This is a genomic window from Pseudomonas sp. SL4(2022), from assembly GCF_026625725.1.
In the GTDB taxonomy this organism is placed as follows: domain Bacteria; phylum Pseudomonadota; class Gammaproteobacteria; order Pseudomonadales; family Pseudomonadaceae; genus Aquipseudomonas.
Window position 1 is genome coordinate 2,835,801 of the sequence record NZ_CP113060.1, and the last position, 18,648, is coordinate 2,854,448.

General features: G+C 57.8%; 22 protein-coding genes and 1 tRNA gene. 20 read left to right on the top strand and 3 right to left on the bottom strand.

The window, feature by feature from the left end; genetic code table 11:
• Positions 1–104 precede the first annotated feature (104 nt).
• Complete coding sequence (locus OU997_RS13305; protein ID WP_090248782.1) at positions 105–317, bottom strand: cold-shock protein; 213 nt, start codon at positions 315–317, stop codon at positions 105–107.
• A gap of 350 nt (positions 318–667) precedes the next feature.
• Positions 668–752 (bottom strand) — tRNA-Leu (locus tag OU997_RS13310).
• A gap of 113 nt (positions 753–865) precedes the next feature.
• Between OU997_RS13310 and queA the strand changes: the two genes are divergently transcribed.
• The 6 genes from queA to OU997_RS13340 all read left to right on the top strand — a co-directional run bounded on the left by queA (position 866) and on the right by OU997_RS13340 (position 6,927).
• Positions 866–1,915 carry a tRNA preQ1(34) S-adenosylmethionine ribosyltransferase-isomerase QueA gene (queA, locus tag OU997_RS13315; protein ID WP_267807023.1) on the top strand — a complete coding sequence of 350 codons (1,050 nt, stop codon included), beginning with the start codon at positions 866–868 and terminating at the stop codon, positions 1,913–1,915.
• 14 nt (positions 1,916–1,929) lie between these two features.
• The gene (gene tgt / locus OU997_RS13320) at positions 1,930–3,045 is read left to right on the top strand and encodes a tRNA guanosine(34) transglycosylase Tgt (protein ID WP_267809906.1); all 1,116 of its coding nucleotides are present in this window, start codon (positions 1,930–1,932) and stop codon (positions 3,043–3,045) included.
• A gap of 38 nt (positions 3,046–3,083) precedes the next feature.
• The gene (yajC, locus tag OU997_RS13325) at positions 3,084–3,419 is read left to right on the top strand and encodes a preprotein translocase subunit YajC (RefSeq protein WP_090375534.1); all 336 of its coding nucleotides are present in this window, start codon (positions 3,084–3,086) and stop codon (positions 3,417–3,419) included.
• A 62-nt stretch (positions 3,420–3,481) separates the two neighbouring features.
• Positions 3,482–5,350, top strand: coding sequence for a protein translocase subunit SecD (secD, locus tag OU997_RS13330; RefSeq protein WP_108488416.1), 1,869 nt, complete (start codon positions 3,482–3,484; stop codon positions 5,348–5,350).
• A gap of 9 nt (positions 5,351–5,359) precedes the next feature.
• Positions 5,360–6,265 (top strand): protein translocase subunit SecF, encoded by a 906-nt coding sequence (secF, locus tag OU997_RS13335; RefSeq protein ID WP_108488417.1) that lies wholly within the window; start codon positions 5,360–5,362, stop codon positions 6,263–6,265.
• A gap of 125 nt (positions 6,266–6,390) precedes the next feature.
• The gene (locus OU997_RS13340) at positions 6,391–6,927 is read left to right on the top strand and encodes a glycine zipper 2TM domain-containing protein (RefSeq protein WP_267807027.1); all 537 of its coding nucleotides are present in this window, start codon (positions 6,391–6,393) and stop codon (positions 6,925–6,927) included.
• 61 nt (positions 6,928–6,988) lie between these two features.
• On the opposite strand, the gene suhB is transcribed toward OU997_RS13340, so the two are convergent.
• The gene (gene suhB / locus OU997_RS13345) at positions 6,989–7,804 is read right to left on the bottom strand and encodes an inositol-phosphate phosphatase (protein WP_267807028.1); all 816 of its coding nucleotides are present in this window, start codon (positions 7,802–7,804) and stop codon (positions 6,989–6,991) included.
• A gap of 144 nt (positions 7,805–7,948) precedes the next feature.
• Here suhB and trmJ point away from each other — a divergent pair, with 144 nt between their 5' ends.
• From trmJ to OU997_RS13415, 14 genes are all read left to right on the top strand, one after another.
• Complete coding sequence (gene trmJ / locus OU997_RS13350) at positions 7,949–8,719, top strand: tRNA (cytosine(32)/uridine(32)-2'-O)-methyltransferase TrmJ (RefSeq protein WP_108488420.1); 771 nt, start codon at positions 7,949–7,951, stop codon at positions 8,717–8,719.
• Entirely contained in the window at positions 8,712–9,488 is a 777-nt protein-coding gene (cysE, locus tag OU997_RS13355) for a serine O-acetyltransferase (RefSeq protein ID WP_108488421.1), read from the top strand. Before trmJ ends, cysE begins: the two co-directional genes overlap by 8 nt.
• A 139-nt stretch (positions 9,489–9,627) precedes the next feature.
• Positions 9,628–10,119, top strand: a complete 492-nt coding sequence (gene iscR, locus OU997_RS13360; protein WP_108488422.1) for a Fe-S cluster assembly transcriptional regulator IscR — start codon at positions 9,628–9,630, stop codon at positions 10,117–10,119.
• A 47-nt stretch (positions 10,120–10,166) separates the two neighbouring features.
• Positions 10,167–11,381, top strand: coding sequence for an IscS subfamily cysteine desulfurase (locus OU997_RS13365; RefSeq protein ID WP_267807029.1), 1,215 nt, complete (start codon positions 10,167–10,169; stop codon positions 11,379–11,381).
• A gap of 47 nt (positions 11,382–11,428) precedes the next feature.
• Positions 11,429–11,815 (top strand): Fe-S cluster assembly scaffold IscU, encoded by a 387-nt coding sequence (gene iscU / locus OU997_RS13370; RefSeq protein WP_040261926.1) that lies wholly within the window; start codon positions 11,429–11,431, stop codon positions 11,813–11,815.
• Between the two features lie 12 nt (positions 11,816–11,827).
• On the top strand, positions 11,828–12,151 hold the full coding sequence (gene iscA, locus OU997_RS13375) for an iron-sulfur cluster assembly protein IscA (RefSeq protein ID WP_090248639.1): 324 nt from the start codon (positions 11,828–11,830) through the stop codon (positions 12,149–12,151).
• Between the two features lie 7 nt (positions 12,152–12,158).
• Entirely contained in the window at positions 12,159–12,680 is a 522-nt protein-coding gene (hscB, locus tag OU997_RS13380) for a co-chaperone HscB (protein WP_108488424.1), read from the top strand.
• A gap of 47 nt (positions 12,681–12,727) precedes the next feature.
• Positions 12,728–14,593: a Fe-S protein assembly chaperone HscA gene (hscA, locus tag OU997_RS13385; protein WP_267807033.1), complete on the top strand. Its 1,866-nt coding sequence runs from the start codon at positions 12,728–12,730 to the stop codon at positions 14,591–14,593.
• 2 nt (positions 14,594–14,595) lie between these two features.
• Positions 14,596–14,937, top strand: a complete 342-nt coding sequence (fdx, locus tag OU997_RS13390) for an ISC system 2Fe-2S type ferredoxin (protein ID WP_108488426.1) — start codon at positions 14,596–14,598, stop codon at positions 14,935–14,937.
• Positions 14,938–14,951: 14 nt separating this feature from the next.
• Positions 14,952–15,152, top strand: coding sequence for a Fe-S cluster assembly protein IscX (iscX, locus tag OU997_RS13395; protein WP_108488427.1), 201 nt, complete (start codon positions 14,952–14,954; stop codon positions 15,150–15,152).
• A 94-nt stretch (positions 15,153–15,246) separates the two neighbouring features.
• Positions 15,247–15,678 carry a nucleoside-diphosphate kinase gene (gene ndk / locus OU997_RS13400; RefSeq protein ID WP_090248631.1) on the top strand — a complete coding sequence of 144 codons (432 nt, stop codon included), beginning with the start codon at positions 15,247–15,249 and terminating at the stop codon, positions 15,676–15,678.
• A gap of 23 nt (positions 15,679–15,701) precedes the next feature.
• Positions 15,702–16,850 (top strand): 23S rRNA (adenine(2503)-C(2))-methyltransferase RlmN, encoded by a 1,149-nt coding sequence (gene rlmN, locus OU997_RS13405; RefSeq protein WP_267807034.1) that lies wholly within the window; start codon positions 15,702–15,704, stop codon positions 16,848–16,850.
• Positions 16,851–16,863: 13 nt separating this feature from the next.
• Positions 16,864–17,622, top strand: coding sequence for a type IV pilus biogenesis/stability protein PilW (gene pilW / locus OU997_RS13410; protein WP_267807035.1), 759 nt, complete (start codon positions 16,864–16,866; stop codon positions 17,620–17,622).
• Complete coding sequence (locus OU997_RS13415; RefSeq protein ID WP_267807036.1) at positions 17,622–18,647, top strand: RodZ domain-containing protein; 1,026 nt, start codon at positions 17,622–17,624, stop codon at positions 18,645–18,647. Before pilW ends, OU997_RS13415 begins: the two co-directional genes overlap by 1 nt.
• Position 18,648 lies beyond the last annotated feature (1 nt).

Consider the following 18,648-nt stretch of genomic DNA (forward strand, 5'->3'; position numbering starts at 1 on the left):
GGTAAGGTGATCATGTGCATTGTGCCGGCTGGAATTGGCGTGACATTCAGCAGCCATAAAAAAACCCCTGATGCTGCCATCAGGGGTTCTTCGAAGCGGCAGGATTACTCCTGGATTTGCACTTCGTCAGCCTGCATGCCTTTTTGGCCCTGCACGGCGATAAAGCTGACCTTCTGGCCTTCTTTCAGGCTCTTGAAGCCGTTGCCTTGGATCGCGCGGAAGTGCACGAACAGATCCGGACCGCTTTCAGGAGTGATAAAACCAAAACCTTTCTCGTCGTTAAACCACTTGACGGTACCGTTCTGACGATTCGACATGTTGTATTCCTTGAAACTTGAGTTGATGACAGCCGCTACTCGATATGAGGGGCTGATACTGGTTGCAAGGAGTAATGCGGCGTCGAGCGGGATGTAGCGGATCGCGATGATCTACTGCACCAGGTCACGATTTTCGGCGACCCATGCAAACACAGTGCAGAAACTCTACGCTAACTTTCACGCAAATGCCAATCCCTGCCAAGGCATGCAAATGCTGGGTCTTAGCCGGTTTTCGTCGATTTGTCTGATGGGGTCAGAGCTGCTGATGCGGCGCGCTAAATCACATGGGTTTCGTTTTTTGCGCAGGCAATAAAAAAGGCCTTGAGTCTCAAGGCCTTTCTTCGAGTTTATGGTGCCCCGGGGGAGACTCGAACTCCCACTTCTTTCGAAAACGGATTTTGAATCCGCCGCGTCTACCGGTTCCGCCACCGGGGCACAATGGCGGCGCAGTATAGGGATGGTGTTGGGGTTGGTCAATCCACTTGCGTGGTCAGCATGCACGATTTCCGGTAAGCTTTGCCGCCCTGCTAGACGATCCCCTTCCGACCATGCGTGTTGCCGACTTCAATTTTGAACTGCCTGGCGCTCTGATTGCCCGCCATCCCCTTGCCGAACGCCGTGCCAGCCGTTTGCTGGTGCTCGATGGGCCGACGGGTGAGCTGGCGCATAAACAGTTCAGTGATCTGCTGGATTACCTGCGTCCCGACGATCTGATGGTGTTCAACAATACCCGGGTGATTCCGGCGCGACTGTTCGGCCAGAAGGCTTCGGGCGGCAAGCTGGAGATTCTGGTCGAGCGCGTACTGGACGCTCACCGCGTGCTGGCTCACGTGCGTTCGAGCAAGTCGCCCAAGCCGGGTTCGATGATCCTGATCGACGGTGGTGGTGAGGCCGAAATGGTCGCGCGCCACGATGCGCTGTTCGAGCTGCGCTTTGTTGAAGACGTGCTGCCACTGCTGGAACGGGTCGGCCATATGCCGTTGCCGCCCTATATTGATCGGCCGGATGAGCAGGCCGACCGCGAGCGCTACCAGACTGTTTATGCCAACCGTGCCGGTGCTGTTGCGGCGCCGACCGCCGGGCTGCATTTTGATCAGCAGCTGCTCACGGCAATTACCGAGAAAGGTGTTGAACAAGCGTTCGTGACCCTGCACGTCGGTGCTGGCACCTTCCAGCCGGTGCGGGTTGAGCGCATCGAAGATCACCATATGCACAGCGAATGGCTGGAGGTCGGCCAGGATGTGGTCGATGCCGTAGCCGCCTGTCGTGCGCGTGGTGGTCGAGTGATTGCCGTCGGCACCACCAGTGTGCGTTCGCTGGAGAGTGCGGCGCGCGATGGCGTGCTTAAAGCCTTTAGCGGAGACACGGACATCTTTATCTACCCAGGGCGGCCGCTGCATGTGGTCGATGCACTGGTGACTAACTTCCATTTGCCGGAATCAACCCTGCTGATGCTGGTGTCAGCGTTTGCCGGTTACCCGGAAACCATGGCGGCCTATCAGGCGGCGATTGCCGGTGAATATCGTTTTTTCAGTTACGGTGATGCCATGTTCATCACCCGCAACCCCGCGCCGCGCGGGCCAGAGGAACACTTATGACGCGCACGTGCCGCATGTCTTTCGAATTGTTGGCGACCGAGGGCAAAGCGCGCCGTGGTCGGCTGACGTTCCCCCGTGGTGTGGTGGAGACCCCGGCGTTTATGCCGGTGGGCACCTATGGCACGGTCAAGGGCATGCTGCCGCGCGACATCGAGGCGATTGGTGCGCAGATCATTCTCGGCAACACCTTCCACTTGTGGCTGCGTCCTGGCACTGAAGTGATCAAGAAGCACGGCGATCTGCATGACTTTATGCAATGGCAGGGGCCGATCCTCACTGACTCCGGTGGTTTCCAGGTGTTCAGCCTGGGGGCCATGCGCAAGATCAAGGAAGAGGGCGTGTACTTCGCCTCACCGGTGGATGGCGCCAAGGTGTTCATGGGGCCGGAAGAATCGATGCAGGTACAGCGCGACCTGGGGTCGGACATCGTGATGATTTTCGACGAGTGCACGCCCTATCCGGCCGAGTTCGATGTGGCCAAGCGCTCGATGGAGTTGTCGCTGCGCTGGGCCAAGCGCTCGAAAGAGGCGCATGGCGACAGCACGGCGGCGCTGTTCGGCATCGTCCAGGGCGGTATGTATGAAGAATTGCGCAAAGTCTCTTTGGACGGGCTGGAGCAGATCGGCTTTGACGGTTATGCCATCGGCGGCCTTTCAGTGGGTGAGCCGAAAGAGGAAATGCTCAAGGTGCTGGATTACCTGCCGCCGCAGTTGCCGGCTGATAAGCCGCGCTATCTGATGGGCGTGGGCAAGCCAGAGGATCTGGTTGAAGGCGTACGCCGTGGTGTGGATATGTTCGACTGCGTAATGCCGACTCGCAACGCGCGCAACGGCCACCTGTTTGTTGATACCGGTGTGCTGAAGATTCGCAATGCCTTCCACAAGCATGACGAGTCGCCGCTAGATCCGACCTGCGACTGTTACACCTGTAAACATTTCTCCCGCGCCTATCTACATCATCTGGATAAATGCGGCGAAATGCTGGGTAGTATGCTCAATACAATCCATAACTTACGGCATTATCAGGTGCTTATGGCTGGTTTGCGCGAGGCTATTCAACAGGGTACATTGGCCGCCTTTGTCGATGCCTTCTATGCCAAGCGTGGGCTGCCAACGCCGCCTCTGGATTGATTCCCAACCTTTAAAGACCCTTGCAACAGGAGTGTTACATGAGCTTTTTTATCCCCGCTGCTTTCGCTGAAGGCGCCGCACCGGCTGCCGGTCCTGCTGGTAGTGGTTTTGAATGGGTGTTTCTGGTCGGCTTTCTGGTCATCTTCTATCTGATGATCTGGCGCCCGCAGGCCAAACGGGCCAAAGAGCACAAGAACCTGATCGGTGGTCTGCAGAAAGGCGACGAAGTGGTCACCAGCGGCGGTATTGCTGGCAAGGTGTCGAAAGTCTCCGATGACTTCGTTGTCATCGAAGTGTCCGATACTGTCGAACTGAAAATTCAGAAAGTGGCCATCGCCGCTTCGCTGCCCAAGGGCACGCTGAAAGCGATCTAAGCAACACACCTTTACCATTCGACGGGGCGCTTCATGCGCCCCGCGTCATAACGGGCGGCGTCATGCTCAACAAATTCCCTGTCTGGAAATACCTGCTGATTCTGGCTGTGCTGGCAATCGGCACTCTCTATTCCCTGCCCAATCTGTACCCGGATGATCCGGCGATCCAGATCAGTGGCAACAGTACGGCCATGCGCGTCGAGCAGGCCGATCTTGAGCGCGTCAAGCGCACTCTGGAAGACGCTGGTATCCAGGTAAAAGCGATCACCCTGGCTAGCGAAGGCCGTGCCGGTCTGCTGCGCCTGAACAAGGCCGAAGACCAGCTGCCAGCCAAAGAGCTGGTACGCAAGGCGCTGAGTGATGAGTTCGTGGTTGCCCTGAACCTGGCGCAAACTACGCCGCAGTGGCTGCGTAACCTGGGCGGTAGCCCGATGAAGCTGGGTCTGGACTTGTCCGGTGGTGTGCACTTCCTGATGGAAGTGGACATGGACAAGGCGCTGGATGCCCGCCGCAAGGTTTATGAAGGCGAGGTCAAAAGCCTGCTGCGCAAGGAGCGCGTGCGCTATCGCAGCCTGCCTGAGCTTGATGGCGCCATTCAGTTGGGTTTTGCCGATGAAGCGGCGCTGGAGAAAGCTCAGCAGCTGATCCGTAAGGACTTCAACGATTTCGATATGATCACCGTGCGGCGTAATGAGCTGCAGGTGCTGCGCCTGACGCTGACGCAGGCTAAGCTGGCGGAAATCCGTGAGTATTCGATCAAGCAGAACCTGACCACCGTGCGTAACCGGGTCAACGAGCTGGGTGTTGCCGAGCCGCTGGTCCAGCGCCAGGGTGCCAATCGCATCGTGGTCGAGCTGCCGGGCGTGCAGGACACCGCTGAAGCCAAGCGGATTCTCGGTAAGACCGCCAACTTGGAGTTCCGTCTGGCTGCCGAGCCGGATGCTGCCAAGGCCGCGACCGAAAGTTTTGAATTCCGTCAGGAAGGCCGTCCGCCGGCGCAGCTGGAGCGTGAGCTGATCATCACCGGTGACCAGGTGACTGACGCTCAGGCCAGCTTTGACGAGAATGGCAGCCCGCAGGTGAATATCCGTCTGGATGGCCGCGGTGGTGACCTGATGAACCGTGCGACCCGCAGTAATGTCGGGCGCAGCATGGCGGTAATCTTTATCGAGCAGAAGCCGGTTTCCCGTTATGTGCGCCAGGTAGTCGATGGTGTCGAGAAGGAAGTCGAGCTGCAGACCTTCGTTGAAGAGAAGAAGATCATCAGCCTGGCGACTATCCAGTCGCCGCTGGGCAGCCAGTTCCGTATCACTGGGCTGGACGGTCAGGGCGAATCGTCCGAGCTGGCCTTGCTGCTGCGTGCAGGTGGTCTGGCGGCGCCGATGTACTTTGCCGAAGAGCGCACCATTGGCCCGAGCCTGGGGGCCGACAACATCACCAAGGGTGTTGATGCGTCGCTGTGGGGCATGCTGTTCGTCTCGCTGTTTATCATCGCCATTTACCGCTTCTTCGGGGTGCTGGCGACCATCGCACTGGCGTTCAACATGGTCTTGCTGCTGGCCTTGATGTCGCTGCTCAGCGCCACCCTGACCCTGCCGGGTATTGCCGGTATCGTGTTGACCATGGGGATGGCGGTGGACGCCAACGTGCTGATCTTCTCGCGGATTCGCGAAGAGATTGCCAATGGCATGTCGATCCAGCGGGCGATTCATGAAGGCTTCGATCGTGCCTATAGCGCGATTCTCGACTCCAACCTGACCACCTTGCTGGTCGGCGGGATTCTGTTTGCCATGGGCACCGGGCCGGTCAAGGGCTTCGCTGTGACCATGTCGCTGGGTATCGTGACGTCGATGTTTACCGCGATTCTGGTGACTCGCGCCATGGTCAACCTGACCTGCGGCGGGCGTGACTTCAAGAAGCTGTGGGTCTAAGGGGCTTAGATGATGCGTACGATTAATTTTATGGGTGTGCGCAATATTGCGTTCGCCATCACCGTGCTGCTGACTTTGCTTGCGTTGGGTAGCTGGTTTTACAAAGGTTTGAACTTCGGTCTGGATTTCACCGGCGGCACGCAGATCGAGTTGAGTTACGCGCAGCCGGCTGATCTGGGCAAGGTGCGTGATCAGTTGGCAGCGGCAGGTTTTGCTGATGCCGTGGTGCAGAGCTTTGGTGCGACCACTGATGTGGTGGTGCGTATGCAAGGTGATGATCCGGATTTGGGGCGCAAGGTGGCGGATGCGCTGCAGCAGTCGGGTGATGCGCTGCAGGTGAAGAAGGTCGAGTTCGTTGGCCCGCAGGTGGGTGAAGAGCTGCGCGATCAGGGTGGCATCGGCATGTTGCTGGCTCTGGGGGGCGTGATGCTCTACCTGGCTTTCCGCTTCCAGTGGAAGTTTGCCCTGGGTGCGGTGCTCTCTCTGGTGCATGACGTGGTTGTGACCATGGGTATTCTGTCGTTCTTCCAAGTGACCTTCGACCTGACGGTGCTCGCGGCGGTGCTGGCGATCATCGGCTACTCGTTGAACGACACCATCGTGGTGTTCGACCGGGTGCGCGAGAACTTCCGCGTGCTGCGTAAGACCAGTCTGATCGACAACATCAACATCTCCACCACGCAGACCCTGTTGCGCACTGTCGCGACCTCGGTGTCCACGCTGTTGGCGATTGTCGCGCTGTTGTTGTTCGCTGGTGACAACCTGTTCGGTTTCTCGGTGGCGCTGCTGATCGGGGTCTTGGCTGGTACGTACTCATCGATCTATATCGCCAACGTGGTGCTGATCTGGCTCAACCTGAGTGTGGATGACCTGATTCCGCCTGTGGTGGCTGAAGAGGTGGATGAGCGCCCCTGATTCTGTGCGTCTTATCGCAAATAGCTGTATGAGCCGGGCCGGTGTTGAACTTGCCCGGTTTTTTTATGCTCCAAGGCCGGGAGTAAGGTGCGTTAAGCGCCAAGCAGCGGTTCTTGGAGGTCTGTGTGAATAAGTCGATGTTGGTCGGGGTGGTGCTGGGTGCGGTGGGGGTGACGGCAGGCGGGGCGGTCGCTACTTACAGTATTGTCAGTGCCTCAGAGTATGCTGAAGTGCTTGCGGTTAAGCCGGTCAAGGAAACCATCAAGACGCCGCGTGAGGTGTGCAAAGAGATTGCCGTGACGCGTCAGGCGCCGGTCAAGGATCAGTACCAGATAGCCGGAACGGCGATTGGTGCAGTGGTGGGCGGCTTGCTGGGTAATCAGGTTGGTGGTGGCAATGGCAAGAAGCTGGCGACAGTCGCGGGTGCGGTGGGCGGCGGTTATGCCGGTAACAAGGCCCAGGAGCATCTGCAGAGTCGTGATACCTACACCACGACTGAAACCCGTTGCAGTACGGTGACCGACAGCAGTGAGAAATTGGTGGGTTACGACGTTAAATATGAGCTGGATGGCAAGGTGAGTCAGGTGCGCATGGTCAGTGATCCGGGGCGGCAGATTCCGGTCAAGGATGGTCAGCTGGTGTTGGTCGATCAGTCCAACTGATCGAAAGCTTTCAGTGGATATAAAAAAGCGCCCCGTGAGGCGCTTTTTTGTTGGGGTTTGATCAGCGTTTCAAGGAGGCTGACAAGTGCGGCTGAATGGCTGTCAGTACGGCTTTGAAGCACTTGGTGTTACCGGCAACGATCTGGCCCTTTTCCAGGAAGTCGTGGCCGCCGCTGAAGTCACTGACCAGGCCGCCTGCTTCCTGAATCAGCAGTGCACCAGCGGCCATGTCCCACTCGGACAGGCCAAATTCCCAGAAGGCATCGAAGCGGCCGGCGGCCACGTAGGCCAGGTCCAGGCTCGCTGCGCCTGCGCGGCGTACACCGGCGGTCTGGCCGACAAGGCTGCGGAACATGCTGATGTAGTTCTCCAGATTTTCCATCTGGCTGTCGCGGAACGGGAAGCCGGTGCCGAGGAGGGCGCCTTCCAGGCTCTTGCGGTTGCCGACGCGCAGGCGGCGGCCGTTGAGGGCAGCGCCACGGCCACGGCTGGCGGTGAATTCTTCCTGGCGTACCGGGTCGATGATCACGGCGTGCTCAAGGCGGCCACGGTATTTGCAGGCGACGCTGACAGCGTAGTGGGGGATGCCGCGGATAAAGTTGGTGGTGCCGTCCAGTGGGTCGATGATCCACAGGTAGTCTGCGCCGTCGCCGCTGCCTTCGCTGAGGCCGCTTTCCTCGCCGAGGATGCCGTGGTTCGGGAACGCTTTGCGCAATGCCTGAATGATCAGCTGCTCGGCGGAGCGGTCAATTTCAGTTACGTAGTCCTTGGCTTCTTTCTCGTCGACCGAGATGACGTCCAAGCGTTCGGTCGAGCGGAAGATCATTTCGCCGGCGCTACGGGCTGCGCGCAGCGCGATATTCAGCATGGGCTGCATGGATGTTCACCTGGGTCGTTAAAGAAAGCCGGCCATTCTAGCAGAAAAGTGTGGCGGTTGAAGCGCAACCTGCGTCTTGCGTGGCGCAAGGCGGATGGCTTATGTAAGATTTGCGCCTCTAGCCCTTATCTGTGAGCGTTTGCGTTGCTGGAAAATATTCGCGTTGTGTTGGTCGGTACCAGTCATCCGGGCAATATCGGTGGCGCGGCGCGGGCCATGAAAAACATGGGGTTGTCGCAGTTGGTGCTGGTTGAGCCACGGGATTTCCCGAGTGAAGAAGCGGTGGCCAGGGCTTCTGGGGCTGCTGATATTCTCGAATCGGCGCAGGTAGTCGGCACGCTTGAAGAGGCGCTGGTCGGTTGTCGTCTGGTGCTGGGCACCAGTGCGCGGGATCGGCATATTCCCTGGCCGATGCTGGAGCCGCGTGAATGTGGTGTTGCTGCGTGCGAGCAGGCGCAGCAAGGTGTTCAGGTTGCCTTGGTGTTTGGGCGCGAGTATGCCGGTCTGACCAATGAGGAGCTGCAGCGCTGTCACTATCATGTGCACATTCCCTCCGACCCGGCATTCAGCTCGTTGAATCTGGCTGCGGCTGTGCAAGTGCTGGCTTACGAGGTGCGTATTGCCTGGCTGGCCACAGAGGGGCAGCCGGTCAAGCAAGTTGCGGTTGTTGATCCTGATGAAGAGCTGGTAGCGGCGGATGAGCTGGAGTCGTTTTATCGTCATCTGGAGCAAGCGCTGATTGAAATCAGGTTTCTTGATCCCTCTAGGCCGCGACATCTCATGAGTCGCCTGCGTCGCTTGTACGGGCGTTGCGCAGTGAACAAACTGGAAATGAATATCTTGCGCGGTATCTTGACGGAAACCATCAAGGCGGCGCGTGGCGAGCACCTTAGGCGGGAGGGTTCAGATGTTTGAGCGCATGCAAGAGGATATCCGGAGCGTATTTCATCGCGACCCGGCGGCGCGTAATGCCTTTGAGGTGGTCACGTGCTATCCGGGGTTGCATGCCGTCTGGCTGCATCGAGTGGCGCATGCTTTGTGGGTGTCGGGCTGGAAGTGGCTGGCGCGCGTGGTGTCCAACTTTAGTCGTTGGATGACGGGTATCGAAATTCATCCCGGTGCGAAGATTGGTCGGCGTTTCTTTATCGATCATGGTATGGGTATCGTCATTGGTGAAACGGCAGAGATTGGAAACGATGTAACGCTCTATCAGGGGGTTACCTTGGGCGGCACCAGCTGGAATAAAGGCAAGCGCCATCCGACGCTGGAAGATGGTGTGGTAGTGGGCGCAGGGGCCAAGGTGTTGGGGCCGTTTACGGTGGGCGCAGGTGCAAAAATCGGCTCCAATGCGGTGGTGACCAAGGAGGTGCCGGCAGGTGCTACGGCTGTCGGCATCCCTGGGCGGATCATCGTCAAAACCGATGATGAGCAGGAGGCCAAGCGCCAGGCGATTGCCGAGAAATTGGGTTTCGATGCTTATGGCGTGAGTCAGGACATGCCGGACCCCGTTGCTCGTGCCATTGGTCAGTTGCTCGATCACCTGCATGCGGTGGATGGGCGTCTTGAGGGTATGTGCGGCGCGCTCAAGTCCTTAGGTAGTGACTACTGCGCCAAGGATTTGCCGCAACTGCGTGACGAGGACTTCGCCGGCGTGGTCAAGGACGCAGACAAGCCTGCAGCTTGATGGTGCGGTCTTGCGCATTTTGCTATGGTATGCGCCCTCGACTCCGCCAATCCCGACTAAAGCACTAGGTCTTATAGTTGACTTAAATGCTCGGGAATTGCATAATCGCCGCACATTGCGACCATGCGGTAAGCCCCTCATGCGATTAACCACCAAAGGCCGATACGCCGTCACCGCCATGCTTGATCTGGCGCTGCATGCACAGCGTGGTCCGGTGTCTCTGGCCGATATTTCCGAGCGGCAGGGCATCTCCCTGTCCTATCTGGAGCAACTGTTTGCCAAGCTGCGGCGCGGCAATCTGGTGTCCAGTGTGCGTGGGCCGGGTGGCGGCTATCAGTTGTCCCGCGACATGCGCGGGATTCAGGTGGCCGAAGTGATTGATGCGGTCAATGAATCGGTCGATGCCACTCGCTGTCAGGGGCAGGGCGATTGCCATGCCGGTGATACCTGTCTGACCCACCATTTATGGTGTGACCTCAGCCAGCAGATACACGAATTTCTTAGCGGCATCAGTCTCGCTGATTTGGTGACCCGTCGTGAAGTGCAGGAGGTTGCTCAGCGCCAGGATCAGCGCCGCTGCAATGGCAGGACGCCGTACCTGGATAAGATCGAAACGTCCGCCGTCGATTGAGCGCAAAGCGCTGGCTAGCTGGCCTGATACCTGATTAGGAGAAAGTAATGAAGTTGCCGATTTACCTCGATTATTCCGCCACCACGCCGGTTGATCCGCGTGTTGCGCAAAAAATGAGCGAATGCCTGCTGGTTGATGGCAACTTCGGTAACCCGGCGTCGCGCTCCCACGTGTTTGGCTGGAAGGCTGAAGAGGCCGTGGAAAATGCTCGTCGCCAAGTGGCTGAGCTGGTCAATGCCGATCCGCGTGAGATTGTCTGGACCTCTGGTGCCACCGAGTCCAACAACCTGGCGATCAAGGGCATTGCTGACTTCTACAAGAGCAAAGGTAAGCACCTGATCACTTCGAAGATCGAGCACAAAGCCGTGCTGGATACCATGCGCCAACTTGAGCGCGAAGGCTTTGAAGTGACCTATATCGAGCCCGGTGAAGATGGCCTGATTACACCGGCCATGATCGAGGCGGTTTTGCGTGATGACACCATTCTAGTGTCGGTCATGCATGTGAATAACGAAATTGGCACCATCAACGACATCGCGGCGATTGGCGAGCTGACCCGTTCGCGTGGCGTGTTCTTGCATGTTGATGCGGCACAGTCGACTGGCAAGGTGGCGATAGATCTGGAGTCGCTTAAGGTCGATCTGATGTCTTTCTCCGCGCACAAAACGTATGGCCCAAAAGGCGTCGGTGCGCTGTTCGTGCGTCGCAAGCCGCGTGTGCGTCTGGAGGCCCAGACCCATGGCGGCGGTCATGAGCGTGGTATGCGCTCCGGCACCCTGGCGACTCATCAGTGCGTCGGTATGGGTGAAGCGTTCCGTATTGCCAAAGAGGAAATGACCCAGGAAAACCAGCGCATTCTGGCCCTGCGTGATCGCTTCTTCAAGCAGGTCGATGGTCTGGAAGAGCTGTATATCAATGGCAGCATGACCGCCCGTGTACCGCACAACCTCAACCTCAGCTTCAACTACGTTGAAGGCGAATCGTTGATCATGGCGCTTAAAGATCTGGCGGTTTCGTCCGGTTCGGCTTGCACATCAGCTTCTCTGGAGCCGTCCTACGTGTTGCGCGCCCTGGGCCGCAATGACGAGCTGGCACACAGCTCCATCCGTTTTACCTTCGGCCGCTTCACCACTGATGAGGAGGTCGATTATGCCGCGCAGAAGGTTTGCGAGGCGGTCACCAAGCTGCGCGAATTGTCGCCGCTGTGGGATATGTACAAAGACGGTGTCGACATCTCCAAGATCGAGTGGGCGGCGCACTAAGTAGTCGCCGAGCAAGAGCGACTCTCTGATGAGGAAGGAATACCAGCATGGCTTACAGTGAAAAGGTCATTGATCACTACGAGAACCCGCGTAACGTCGGCAAGATGGACGCGGAAGACCCGGATGTCGGTACTGGCATGGTCGGCGCGCCGGCTTGCGGTGACGTAATGCGCCTGCAGATCAAGGTTAACGAGCAGGGCGTGATCGAAGACGCCAAGTTCAAGACCTATGGCTGCGGTTCGGCAATCGCCTCCAGCTCCCTCGCCACCGAGTGGATGAAGGGCAAAACCCTGGACGAAGCTGAGACTATCAAGAACACCCAGTTGGCCGAGGAATTGGCTCTGCCACCGGTGAAAATCCACTGCTCGGTACTCGCCGAAGACGCCATCAAGGCTGCTGTGCGCGATTACAAGCAGAAGAAAGGCTTGCTCTAAGGAGGTTTGTCGATGGCTATCAGCATGACCGAAGCAGCCGCTCAGCACGTGCGTCGCTCGCTTGAGGGGCGCGGCAAGGGCGAAGGTATTCGCCTGGGTGTGCGCACCACGGGCTGCTCCGGCTTGGCCTATGTGCTGGAGTTTGTCGATGAGGCCGCCAGCGAAGATCAGGTGTTCGAGAACCATGGCGTCAAGGTGATCATCGATCCCAAGAGCCTGGTTTACCTCGACGGTACTGAGCTTGATTTCGTCAAAGAGGGGTTGAACGAAGGTTTCAAGTTCAACAACCCTAACGTGCGCGGCGAATGTGGCTGCGGCGAAAGCTTCAATATCTGAGGCGTACGTGGGCAGTCCTTGTCACTTTGCTTTGTTTGACTTGCAGCCGAGCTTTCGTTTGGATGCTAACGTGTTGGCCAGTCGCTACCGCGAGCTGGCCCGACAAGTCCATCCGGATCGCTATGCTGATGCATCCGAGCGTGAGCAGCGCCTTGCGCTTGAGCAGTCGGCGAGTTTGAACGAGGCCTACAGCACCCTGAAGAGTCCTTCGCAGCGTGCGCGTTACCTGCTGGCGCTTCGCGGGCCGGAGTTGCCGTTGGAAGTCACGGTGCAGGATCCGGGTTTTTTGATGCAGCAAATGCAGCTGCGCGAAGAGCTTGAAGACTTGCATGAAAGTGCTGATTTGGCCGGCGTTGCATCCTTTAAGCAGCGCTTGAAAGTGGCTCAGGATGAGCTCAACGAAAGTTTTGCGGTTTGTTGGGATGATCCGCAGCAGCGTGAACAGGCTGAGCGCCTGATGCGCCGCATGCAGTTTCTCGACAAGCTTTCTCACGAGGTTCGCCAGCTGGAAGAGCGCCTCGACGATTAACGCTGGTGCGTCGTATGGCGCGCCTGACACCTAAGCATTGATTACCCATGGCCTTACTGCAGATCGCTGAGCCCGGACAAAGCCCCCAGCCACACCAGCGTAGGCTGGCCGTTGGGATCGACTTGGGCACCACCAATTCGCTTGTTGCGGCCGTGCGCAGCGGTCTTTCTGAGCCGCTACCTGATGCGGCTGGGCAGGTCATTCTGCCGTCAGCGGTGCGCTACCACGCGGGTTCGGTTGAGGTTGGTGAATCGGCCAAAGCAGCCGGCTCGGCAGACCCACTCAACACCATTTTGTCCGTTAAGCGCCTGATGGGGCGTGGTCTGGCCGATGTCAAACAGCTCGGTGAGCAGCTGCCTTATCGCTTTAGCGAAGGCGAATCGCACATGCCGTTTATTGAAACGGTGCAAGGTGCCAAAAGCCCTGTCGAGGTTTCGGCTGAAATTCTCAAAGTCCTGCGCCTGCGCGCTGAGGCGACCTTGGGCGGCGAACTGGTTGGCGCTGTCATCACCGTGCCGGCCTACTTTGATGATTCGCAGCGCCAAGCCACCAAGGATGCAGCCCGTCTGGCGGGCTTGAATGTTCTGCGCCTGCTGAATGAACCAACGGCTGCTGCTGTGGCGTATGGCCTGGATCAGCATGCTGAAGGTGTGGTGGCCATTTACGATTTGGGTGGTGGCACCTTTGATATTTCTGTATTGCGCCTGACCGGCGGTGTGTTTGAGGTATTGGCCACCGGTGGCGACAGCGCCTTGGGCGGCGATGACTTCGATCATGCGATTGCCGGTTGGATTGTTCAGCAGGCGGAGTTGTCGGCTGATCTTGATCCCGGCGAGCAACGTTTATTGCTGGAAGTGGCTTGTGCCGCCAAAGAGGCGCTGACCAGTCATGAGTCGGTGCCGGTGGCGTATGCCGGTTGGCAGGGGCAGTTGAGCCGTGAGCAGTTTGATCAACTCATCGAGCCGATGCTCGCCCGAAGTCTGAAGGCATGCCGTCGTGCGGTGCGTGACGCGGGTATTGAAGTTGAGGCTGTTGAAGCGGTGGTGATGGTCGGTGGCTCTACGCGTGTTCCGCGTGTGCGTCAGGCGGTTGCCGAACTCTTTGCCCGCGAACCGCTGACGGACATCGATCCGGATCAGGTGGTCGCAATTGGTGCTGCCATTCAGGCTGATGCGCTGGCGGGTAACAAGCGCGATGACGGTGAAGAGCTGTTGTTGCTCGATGTGATTCCGCTGTCGCTGGGTTTGGAAACCATGGGCGGTTTGATGGAGAAAGTCATTCCGCGCAACACCACTATCCCGGTTGCTCGCGCGCAAGACTTCACCACCTATAAAGACGGCCAGACGGCCATGATGATTCATGTGCTGCAAGGTGAGCGTGAGCTGATCAGTGATTGCCGTTCACTGGCGCGTTTTGAGCTGCGTGGCATTCCGCCGATGGTGGCCGGTGCGGCAAAGATTCGCGTGACCTTCCAGGTGGATGCCGACGGTTTGCTCAGCGTTGCTGCCCGCGAACTGGCCTCGGGCGTCGAGACGGGTATCCAGGTCAAGCCGTCCTATGGGCTTACCGATGGCGAAATCGCCCGCATGCTGCAGGATTCCTTCAAAAATGCCGGCGACGACAAGGTTGCCCGCGTGCTGCGCGAGCAGCAGGTCGACGCCCAGCGTTTGCTGGAAGCAGTCGAGGCGGCGTTGCTGGCCGATGGCGAGCGCCTGCTGGATGCCGATGAGCGTATGGCCATCGATGCGCAGATCGCGCAATTGCGCGATTTGATGGCCGGCACGGATGGCTTGGCGATTGAGCAGCAAACCAAACGTTTGACCCAGGTGACGGATGCTTTCGCGGCCCGTCGTCTGGATGCCACGGTCAAGGCCGCATTGGCTGGCCGTAGTCTTGACGAGATTGAGGAATAAACATGCCGCAGATCATTTTTCTGCCTCACGCGGTGTTGTGCCCGGAAGGGCTGGTGGTCGAGGTTGCCCCGGGTACTTCGGTGCTTGAAGTGGCGCATGAGCACCACATTGACATCGAAAGCGCTTGCGGCGGTGTCTGTGCCTGCACCACCTGTCACTGCATTATTCGTGAGGGTTTTGATTCGTTGGCCGAGGCTGATGAGTTGGAAGAGGACATGCTGGACAAGGCCTGGGGGCTTGAAGCGCAATCACGGTTGTCTTGTCAGGCCATTGTCGGTACTGAGGATTTGACGGTCGAGATTCCCAAATACTCGCTCAACCACGCCGCCGAAGCGCCGCACTGAGTTCAGGAGTTGTTATGAGTCTGAAGTGGGTTGATGTCCTGGAAATCGCCATTCAACTGGCGGAGGCTAAGCCTGAGGTGGATCCTCGTTACGTCAACTTTGTTGATCTGCATAAGTGGATTCTGGCGTTGCCGGAGTTCAGTGACGATCCGCAGCGCGGTGGTGAGAAGGTCTTGGAAGCCGTCCAGGCGGCCTGGATCGAAGAAGCCGACTGATACGGCTTGTGTCGCGCCCTACGCATTTAACCGGAACCCGCGTATAATTCGCGGGTTTAATTTTTCGCTTTAATCATTGTTTCTGGAGTTTCACATGGCTGTTCAACGCACTTTCTCCATCATCAAGCCTGATGCCGTTGCTAAAAACGTTGTTGGCGAGATCACCACTCGTTTCGAAAAAGCCGGCCTGCGCGTCGTGGCTTCGAAAATGGTTCAGCTGTCCGAGCGCGAAGCCGCTGGCTTCTACGCTGAGCACAGCGAGCGTGGCTTCTTCAAGGATCTGGTTGCATTCATGACTTCCGGTCCAGTTATCGTTCAGGTTCTGGAAGGCGAAAACGCTGTTCTGGCTAACCGTGAACTGATGGGCGCTACCAACCCGAAAGAAGCAGCTGCCGGCACCATTCGCGCTGATTTCGCTGTTTCCATCGACGAAAATGCTGTTCACGGTTCCGACTCGGAAGCTTCCGCTGCCCGCGAAATCGCTTACTTCTTCGCTGCCACCGAAGTTTGCGCGCGCATTCGCTAAGCGAATCGGGTGAGGGTGAGGCCATGACTGTATCGACCGGTAAAATCAACCTGCTGGGGCTAACCCTGGCGGAGATGGAGCAATTCTTCGAAAGTATCGGGGAAAAGCGTTTCCGTGCCGGTCAGGTGATGAAGTGGATTCACCACTTTGGCGTCGATGATTTCGCCGCTATGAGTAATGTCGGCAAGGTCTTGCGCGAGAAGCTCGAGGCCTCTGCTGAAATTCGCGGGCCGGAAGTGGTTAGCGAAGATATTTCTACTGATGGCACGCGCAAGTGGGTTGTGCGGGTGGCGTCAGGCAGTTGTGTCGAAACCGTGTATATCCCCCAGGGCTCGCGTGGCACCTTGTGTGTGTCGTCGCAGGCTGGCTGTGCGTTGGATTGCAGTTTCTGTTCGACTGGCAAGCAAGGCTTCAACAGCGATCTGAGTGCCGCCGAAGTGATCGGCCAGGTGTGGATCGCCAACAAGTCGTTCGGCAGTGTGCCGGCGAAGATCGACCGCGCCATCACTAACGTGGTGATGATGGGCATGGGCGAACCGCTGCTGAACTTTGACAACGTCGTCGCTGCCATGAAAATCATGATGGACGACCTCGGTTATGGCATCTCCAAACGCAAGGTGACGCTGTCCACCTCGGGCGTGGTGCCGATGATCGACAAGCTCGGCGAAGTGATTGATGTGTCCCTGGCGCTCTCACTGCATGCACCGAACGATGCACTGCGCAATCAGCTGGTGCCGATCAACAAGAAGTACCCGCTGGAAATGCTGCTGGCGGCGTGCAAGCGTTATGTCTCGCGTCTCGGCGAGAAGCGCGTGCTTACAATCGAATACACCCTGCTCAAGGATGTAAACGACAAGATCGAGCACGCTGAGGAAATGATCGCACTTCTCAAAGATGTGCCTTGCAAGATCAACCTGATTCCGTTTAATCCCTTCCCCCACTCCGGGTACGAGCGGCCGAGCAACAATGCTATTCGCCGCTTCCAGGACCTGCTGCACAAAGCCGGCCACAATGTCACTGTGCGCACCACCCGAGGCGAAGACATTGATGCCGCGTGTGGTCAATTGGTTGGCCAGGTTATGGATCGTACCCGGCGTAGTGAGCGCTATATTGCTGTGCGTGAGTTGAGTAGCGAGGCCGAAACGCCGAGTTCCGCCGCCAATCGAACCTGAGGGGAGGATACCCATGACCTTGCGTCCCGCGTTATTGCTGTTGGCCGCCAGTCTGTTAGCCGGTTGCGTCACGACTGGTAACGTTGATCCGATGAAAACCGATAAAGGCCGTGATGAGGCCCGTGATGCATACGTACAGTTAGGTATCGGTTATCTCCAGCAAGGTGAAACCGAGCGGGCCAAGGTGCCGTTGAAAAAAGCCTTGGACCTCGATGCTTCAAATGCGGACGCGCATGCGGCGTTAGCCTTGGTGTTTCAAATCGAAATGGAGCCGAAGCTGGCTGATGAGCATTTTCGTAAGGCAATCGCTGAGCGCCGAGGTGATGCGCGCCTGTTGAATAACTATGGCAGCTTTCTCTACGAGCAAAAGCGTTACACCGAAGCCATGGAACTCTACAGCGAGGCTGCTCAGGATAATCTTTACCCAGAGCGCTCGCGGGTATTTGAAAACCTCGGCCTGACAGCGCTGCAGTTGAACCAGCGTGAGCAGGCCAAGGAGTATTTCCAGAGGTCATTGCGTCTTAATAGCCGTCAGCCGCGTGCCTTGATGGAAATGGCGCAGCTGTCTTATGACGATAAGCAGTACGTCCCGGCGCGTGGTTACTACGAAAGCTACCTGGCGCTGTCGCAGCATGATGCGCGTAGTCTGTTGCTTGGCGTTCGGCTAGCCAAGATTTTCGAGGAGCGTGACGACGCGGCAAGCCTCGGTCTGCAGTTGAAACGACTTTATCCGGGTACTCCGGAATATCAGCAATACCTGTCGGAGCAATGATGAAAGCTGCGCATCCAGAAGTGCTAGCAGTTCCCCGTACCAATCCGGGTGAGACTTTGCGCAAGGCTCGTGAGAGTCGTGGTTGGACCATTGCCGAGGTTGCCAGCCAGCTCAATCTGACAGCCCAGCGCTTGAGTCAGATCGAGCAGGGCGCGTTTGACAAGTTGCCAGGGCATACCTTTGCCCGTGGCTATGTGCGCGCGTATGCCAAACTATTGGATGTCGATCAGAATCGACTGGTGCTGGAGTTTGATCAGTTTACCGGCAGCGATGCGGCAGGAAGTAACGTACATAGTCTGGGGCGTATCGAAGAGCCGGTGAGCTATTCGCAGCGCGTGTTGCGAATGGTCAGTTTTGTGTTGCTGTTGGCTTTGGCTGGATTGAGCTTCTTCTGGTGGCAGGAGCAAGCGCAGCGGCGGGCGGAAGACCTGGCAGCTACCAGTTTGGAACATGTGGAAGTTGACGGTGCTGATGGCACAACCCAGATCCATGTGCTTGATGAGCCTGAGGATCAGGCTGTGGATGCGGCTCAAGCCGAGGCGGAAATTATGCCGCCCGCCGTGGACGGTAGTGCGGCGATAGTAGCTCCTGCTTCTGTTGCTATTAGTGCTGATGTTGCGCCGGCAACGGTTGATCCACTTGACGTCGCTAGTTCTCCGGTACTCACGCAGGGGGCAACACCCGCGCAAGCGGTTGCTGCGCCTGATGTTTCCGCAGCCGCAGCCGCAGCCGCCTCCGCTCCTGCAGTGGTTACTTCACCATCGGTTGTGCTGGCAGCCGGTGAGGCACGTGTCAGTGTGACCTTTATTGCCGACTGCTGGACACAATTAACTGATGCCAACGGCAAGGTGCTGTTCAGCGCACTTAAACGCAAAGGCGATAGCCTTGAACTGGTTGGTAAGGCGCCGTTGGAGCTGCGTCTTGGGTTTGCCCGTGGTGCCCAAGTCAGCCTGAATGGCAATCCGGTGGATGTGGCTCCGTTTATCTCGGGTGAAACCGCGCGTCTGAAGTTGGGTGGGCAGTAAC

What these genes read in the sequence shown, in the direction of transcription:
- OU997_RS13305 (WP_090248782.1), bottom strand. Translation starts at nt 317, where the DNA reads ATGTCGAATCGTCAGAACGGTACCGTCAAGTGGTTTAACGACGAGAAA.
- queA (WP_267807023.1), top strand. Translation starts at nt 866, where the DNA reads ATGCGTGTTGCCGACTTCAATTTTGAACTGCCTGGCGCTCTGATTGCC.
- tgt (WP_267809906.1), top strand. Translation starts at nt 1,930, where the DNA reads ATGTCTTTCGAATTGTTGGCGACCGAGGGCAAAGCGCGCCGTGGTCGG.
- yajC (WP_090375534.1), top strand. Translation starts at nt 3,084, where the DNA reads ATGAGCTTTTTTATCCCCGCTGCTTTCGCTGAAGGCGCCGCACCGGCT.
- secD (WP_108488416.1), top strand. Translation starts at nt 3,482, where the DNA reads ATGCTCAACAAATTCCCTGTCTGGAAATACCTGCTGATTCTGGCTGTG.
- secF (WP_108488417.1), top strand. Translation starts at nt 5,360, where the DNA reads ATGATGCGTACGATTAATTTTATGGGTGTGCGCAATATTGCGTTCGCC.
- suhB (WP_267807028.1), bottom strand. Translation starts at nt 7,804, where the DNA reads ATGCAGCCCATGCTGAATATCGCGCTGCGCGCAGCCCGTAGCGCCGGC.
- cysE (WP_108488421.1), top strand. Translation starts at nt 8,712, where the DNA reads ATGTTTGAGCGCATGCAAGAGGATATCCGGAGCGTATTTCATCGCGAC.
- iscR (WP_108488422.1), top strand. Translation starts at nt 9,628, where the DNA reads ATGCGATTAACCACCAAAGGCCGATACGCCGTCACCGCCATGCTTGAT.
- OU997_RS13365 (WP_267807029.1), top strand. Translation starts at nt 10,167, where the DNA reads ATGAAGTTGCCGATTTACCTCGATTATTCCGCCACCACGCCGGTTGAT.
- iscU (WP_040261926.1), top strand. Translation starts at nt 11,429, where the DNA reads ATGGCTTACAGTGAAAAGGTCATTGATCACTACGAGAACCCGCGTAAC.
- iscA (WP_090248639.1), top strand. Translation starts at nt 11,828, where the DNA reads ATGGCTATCAGCATGACCGAAGCAGCCGCTCAGCACGTGCGTCGCTCG.
- hscA (WP_267807033.1), top strand. Translation starts at nt 12,728, where the DNA reads ATGGCCTTACTGCAGATCGCTGAGCCCGGACAAAGCCCCCAGCCACAC.
- fdx (WP_108488426.1), top strand. Translation starts at nt 14,596, where the DNA reads ATGCCGCAGATCATTTTTCTGCCTCACGCGGTGTTGTGCCCGGAAGGG.
- iscX (WP_108488427.1), top strand. Translation starts at nt 14,952, where the DNA reads ATGAGTCTGAAGTGGGTTGATGTCCTGGAAATCGCCATTCAACTGGCG.
- ndk (WP_090248631.1), top strand. Translation starts at nt 15,247, where the DNA reads ATGGCTGTTCAACGCACTTTCTCCATCATCAAGCCTGATGCCGTTGCT.
- rlmN (WP_267807034.1), top strand. Translation starts at nt 15,702, where the DNA reads ATGACTGTATCGACCGGTAAAATCAACCTGCTGGGGCTAACCCTGGCG.
- pilW (WP_267807035.1), top strand. Translation starts at nt 16,864, where the DNA reads ATGACCTTGCGTCCCGCGTTATTGCTGTTGGCCGCCAGTCTGTTAGCC.
- OU997_RS13415 (WP_267807036.1), top strand. Translation starts at nt 17,622, where the DNA reads ATGAAAGCTGCGCATCCAGAAGTGCTAGCAGTTCCCCGTACCAATCCG.